Source organism: Methylobacterium sp. WL18 (genome assembly GCF_008040015.1).
In the GTDB taxonomy this organism is placed as follows: Bacteria; Pseudomonadota; Alphaproteobacteria; order Rhizobiales; family Beijerinckiaceae; genus Methylobacterium; species Methylobacterium mesophilicum.
This window is the reverse complement of sequence record NZ_VRVD01000433.1, coordinates 1-4042: the sequence shown is the minus strand read 5'-3', so window position 1 is coordinate 4042 and position 4042 is coordinate 1. Positions and strand designations below refer to the sequence as shown.

The window sequence follows — 4042 nt, the reverse complement described above, 5'->3', positions numbered from 1 at the left end:
GTGCTCCTCGGCGCGGGCCTCGCCGGGGCGACGGGCTCAGCCCTGATCCCGCTGGCCTCCGGGTCGCCGATGGCGCTCGGCCTGGTCCTGTTCGCCTGGGGCGGCATCGCCGGGACGCTCTACACGGTCGGCCTGACCACATTGGGCGACCGGGTCCCGGCCTCCGACCTCGCGGGCGCCAACGCGGCCTTCGTGGTGCTGTACAATGTCGGCCTGATGCTCGGGCCGCCGCTGATCGGCGGCGGGCTCGACCTGGTGCCGCCGCACGGCTTCGCGTGGGCGCTGCTGGCGCTGTTCCTGGCCTTCTCGCTGAGCCTCGCCACGATGGAGCGATCGGCCGCGCGGTCTTGACCTGCCGGGTCCGATCGGGCATTGACCGGCCCGTATTCGGCCGGGCCTTCCCGGCCATTTGCGTTTCGCTCACGCGGAATGCCGCACCCTGCAGGAGCGCCGCGCCATGGCCAAGGCCGTCACCGTCAAGATCAAGCTCGTCTCCACCGCCGACACGGGCTATTTCTACGTCACCAAGAAGAACTCCCGCACGCAGACCGAGAAGCTGACGATGCGCAAGTACGATCCGGTCGCGCGCAAACACGTCGACTTCAAGGAAACCAAGATCAAGTAAGCCCGCGGGACCCATCCCGGTCCAGCTGCTACCGCAAGGCCGCTCCGGAGACGGGGCGGCTTTTTTCGCGCCGTGCCGGGACGGGGTGACGAACGATCCTGCCCGGCGCCGTGGACGGCGCCGGGGCGACGCCGGACCATAGTCTCGCCGCGTTCCGGGCGCTGCCTGACCCGGCGCCGGGATTCGTCTCCCTCCGCACTGGCCGGACCGGCCACGGGAGCGCGCACGGTGTTCAGAATTCTGCTGACGATCCTGACCGTCCTGGCGGTGCTCACGGCCCGCCTCGTCCTCAAGCTGCCGCTGATTCCCTATCGGGCCGTCCGCGGGCTGGTGCGGGGCCTGTTCGCGCCGGCCTGAACGCGCCCCCTCTCACGCATCCGGCGCCGCGCCGGAGAAGCCGGAGAGCTCCGGATCCAGCGTCCGCGCCAGGGTCCGGGCGATGGCGACCAGGGCGGTCACCATCGGGGTCGAGGGCTCACGGCGCGGGGCGACGAGGCCGATCGTGTGCTCCAGGTCCGGGGCGGTGATCGGGATCGCCCGCACCCCCGCCATGGGCCCGAGGGCATCGACCAGAATCTCCGGCATGATCGAGGCCCAGCGCAGGGTGCGCACGTGGGTCATCAGCACGATCATCGAGTTCGATTCGAGGGTCGCGGCCGGATCGGCGCCTGCGTCCCGGATCTGCTGGTCGATGATCCGCCGGTTCTGCATGTTCGGGGTCAGCAGGCAGAGCGGCAGGCGGCCGGTCTCCGCCCAGGTGACGCTGGCGCGGCCGTCGAACGGGCCGCCGTCCGCCGTGACCAGGCGGTAGCGCTCCCGGTAGAGCGGCACCGACACGACCCGGCCGAGCGGCTCGTTGTCGAGGTAGGTCAGCCCGGCATCGGCCTCCAGGTTCTCGATCAGCGAGAAGATGTCGGCGGAGGCAGCGGATTCGACCGTGAGCCGCACGCCCGGGTGGCGCTCGCCGTAGGGGGTGGTCAGGCTCACGATCATCGGCAGGGCCGTGGGGATCGCGGCGATGCGCAGGTGCCCGGTCAAGCCGCGGCGCAGGCCCGTGACCTCCTCGTGCATCGCCCGCGCGTCGGCCACGATGCGGCGCGCCCATTCGAGCACCCGCTCGCCCTCCGGGGTGAAGCCCTGGAAGCGCGAGCCGCGCAGCACGAGCTGCACGCCGAAGCGGTTCTCCAGCTGCTTCACGCCGGCCGAGAGGGTCTGCTGCGTCACCCCGCAGGTCTCGGCCGCATGGCCGAAATGCTGCTCGCGGGCGAGCGCGAGCAGGAAGTCGAGCTTGTCGATCACGGAGGCATTCCGAGCGGTGCGCGCCCCGCAGGTTGGGATGCCGAAACCTAGTGGCCCGCCCGTCCGGCCACAACCGGCGGCGGGCGCACGCTCAGCGGAACAGGATGAACGCCTTCGACAGGGTGATGCCGATCCCCCAGAGGATCGGAATGCCCACCACCGCCCAGGCCAGTGCAGCCGCGGCGCTGAACCCGCCCCGGTCGATGCCGAACGAGCCCGACGACCGGACGGCAGGGGCGGCGCCGCGGACGTCGAGGGCGGCGCGCTCGGAATCGGACATGAACCACCGCCCGGCGAGCGGCCGGATCAACAGGTTGCAGACGAACCCGGCGGCCAGGAACGCGGCCAGCACGTACATGGTCCGCCCGTAGAGGTCCGCGCCCTGAACGCCGGCTGCGGCCTGCGCTTCCCGGATCTTGGTGACCACGAACGGCCCGACGATGCCGGCGGTCGACCACGCGGTCAGCAGGCGGCCGTGGATCGCGCCGACGAACTGCGTGCCGAACACGTCGGCGAGGTAGGCCGGGATCGTCGCGAAGCCGCCGCCATACATGGACAGGATCACGCAGAAGAACGCGACGAACAGAGCTTGCGAGCCGATCCCGGCGGCCCAGGGGGCGGCTGCGTAGAGCGCGCCGCCCAGGGCGAAGAAGATCGCGTAGGTGAGCTTGCGGCCGATCCGGTCCGACATCGAGGCCCAGAAGAACCGGCCCAGGATGTTGAACAGCGACAGCAAGCCGACGAAGCCGGCCGCGATCGCGGCGATCTGGGTTTTCTGGCCGGCGTCGAGCGCAGCGAAGCCGGTGCCGGGCAGCCCGATCAGGGAGCCGCCGAAGATCTCCTGGAGCATCGGCGAAGCGAGCGCCAGCACGCCGATCCCGGCCGAGACGTTGAGGCAGAGCACCAGCCAGATCATCCAGAACTGGAAGGTCTTGTGCGCGTCCCGCAGGTGGACGTGACCCGAGGCGATCATGGCGTTCCTGGATGCGGGCGGCGTCCAGCCGGTCGGACGCCAATTGGCGGGCGGGACCCGGTAGCCGAAGGCGCCGCCCAGCATGAACACGATGTAGCCGACGCCCATCACGGCGAGCGTCTGCCAGACGCCGACGGAATCGGCGCTGCGGAAGGTCTTGATCAGGCCGTCGGCCAGGGGGGAACCGATCATCGCGCCGCCGCCGAAGCCCATGATCGCCATGCCGGTGGCCATGCCGCGCCGGTCGGGGAACCACTTGATCAGGGTCGAGACCGGGGAGATGTAGCCGAGGCCCAGCCCGATGCCGCCGATCAGGCCCATGCCGAGCCAGACCAGCCAGAGCTGGTGGAGGTAGACGCCCAGCGCGCCGATCAGGAAGCCGCCGCCCCAGCACAGGGCGGCCACGATGCCGGCCTTGCGCGGACCCGCTCGCTCCAGCCAGCCACCGAACAGGGCGGCCGACAGGCCGAGCACCACGATCCCGATGGAGAAGACCGTGACCAGGTCGCTGACGCGCCAGTCGCAGGTGGTGGTGAACAGCGCCGTCATCACGCCCATGTCGGGGCAGGCGGCGGGGGCAGGCTGGCCGACCGAGAGGGCCCGGCTCAGCGGCAGCCAGAACACCGAAAGCCCGTAGGCCATGCCGATGCAGAGATGGATCGCCAGGGCCGCGGGCGGAACCAGCCAGCGGTTGAAGCCCGGTTTGGCGACGATGCGCTCACGGGACAGCCAGCCGTGATCGCTCCCGGGCGCGACCGCGCCCGCCAGGTCTGAACGCATCGAGATTCCTCCGGACACGACTTCGTTGCGTGAGTCGTGTTGCTGAGGAAGCTTAGTCGTTCAACTTGGCCGGTGCCAGCGCGCGAACGGCGTCCGACCTGTCATCGGTACCGGTTCCGCATACAACTCGAGGGCGACGTATACGGAGATACCCAAATCGGCGTGCCCTGCATTCATTCAAAGGGCCGGCGCGCAGGGTGTAAGCCCTCAGGCACTCTTCGGGGGAGTCGCCGCCCCGCTCAGGGCGACCGCGTTCGACCGGTGCCCGGGGATGGGCCGATCGAACGCCACGATGGCGGTTCAGCCGGCGTCGCTGGCGCCCTCGCCGAGCTTCTGCGGGTCGCGGGTCGCCGGGCGCACCGGGC

The 4042-nt window shown here is 70.6% G+C and carries 4 protein-coding genes and 1 pseudogene; 3 read left to right on the top strand and 2 right to left on the bottom strand.

What is annotated here, in order from left to right:
- The 3 genes and pseudogenes from FV228_RS22345 to FV228_RS34850 all read left to right on the top strand — a co-directional run.
- Positions 1-351 (top strand): annotated as a pseudogene (locus FV228_RS22345) (MFS transporter); the annotation flags it as partial.
- A 106-nt stretch (positions 352-457) separates the two neighbouring features.
- Positions 458-625 carry a 50S ribosomal protein L33 gene (gene rpmG, locus FV228_RS22340; RefSeq protein WP_020092568.1) on the top strand — a complete coding sequence of 56 codons (168 nt, stop codon included), beginning with the start codon at positions 458-460 and terminating at the stop codon, positions 623-625.
- A 228-nt stretch (positions 626-853) separates the two neighbouring features.
- Positions 854-982 (top strand): hypothetical protein, encoded by a 129-nt coding sequence (locus FV228_RS34850; protein ID WP_281406521.1) that lies wholly within the window; start codon positions 854-856, stop codon positions 980-982.
- A 12-nt stretch (positions 983-994) separates the two neighbouring features.
- Here the strand turns inward: FV228_RS34850 and FV228_RS22335 are convergent, their stop codons facing one another.
- A complete protein-coding gene (locus tag FV228_RS22335) occupies positions 995-1924 on the bottom strand; it encodes a LysR family transcriptional regulator (protein ID WP_147856608.1) in 930 nt (309 codons plus the stop codon).
- A gap of 91 nt (positions 1925-2015) precedes the next feature.
- Positions 2016-3677, bottom strand: a complete 1662-nt coding sequence (locus tag FV228_RS22330) for an OFA family MFS transporter (RefSeq protein WP_147856607.1) — start codon at positions 3675-3677, stop codon at positions 2016-2018.
- Between the last annotated feature and the right edge of the window lie 365 nt (positions 3678-4042).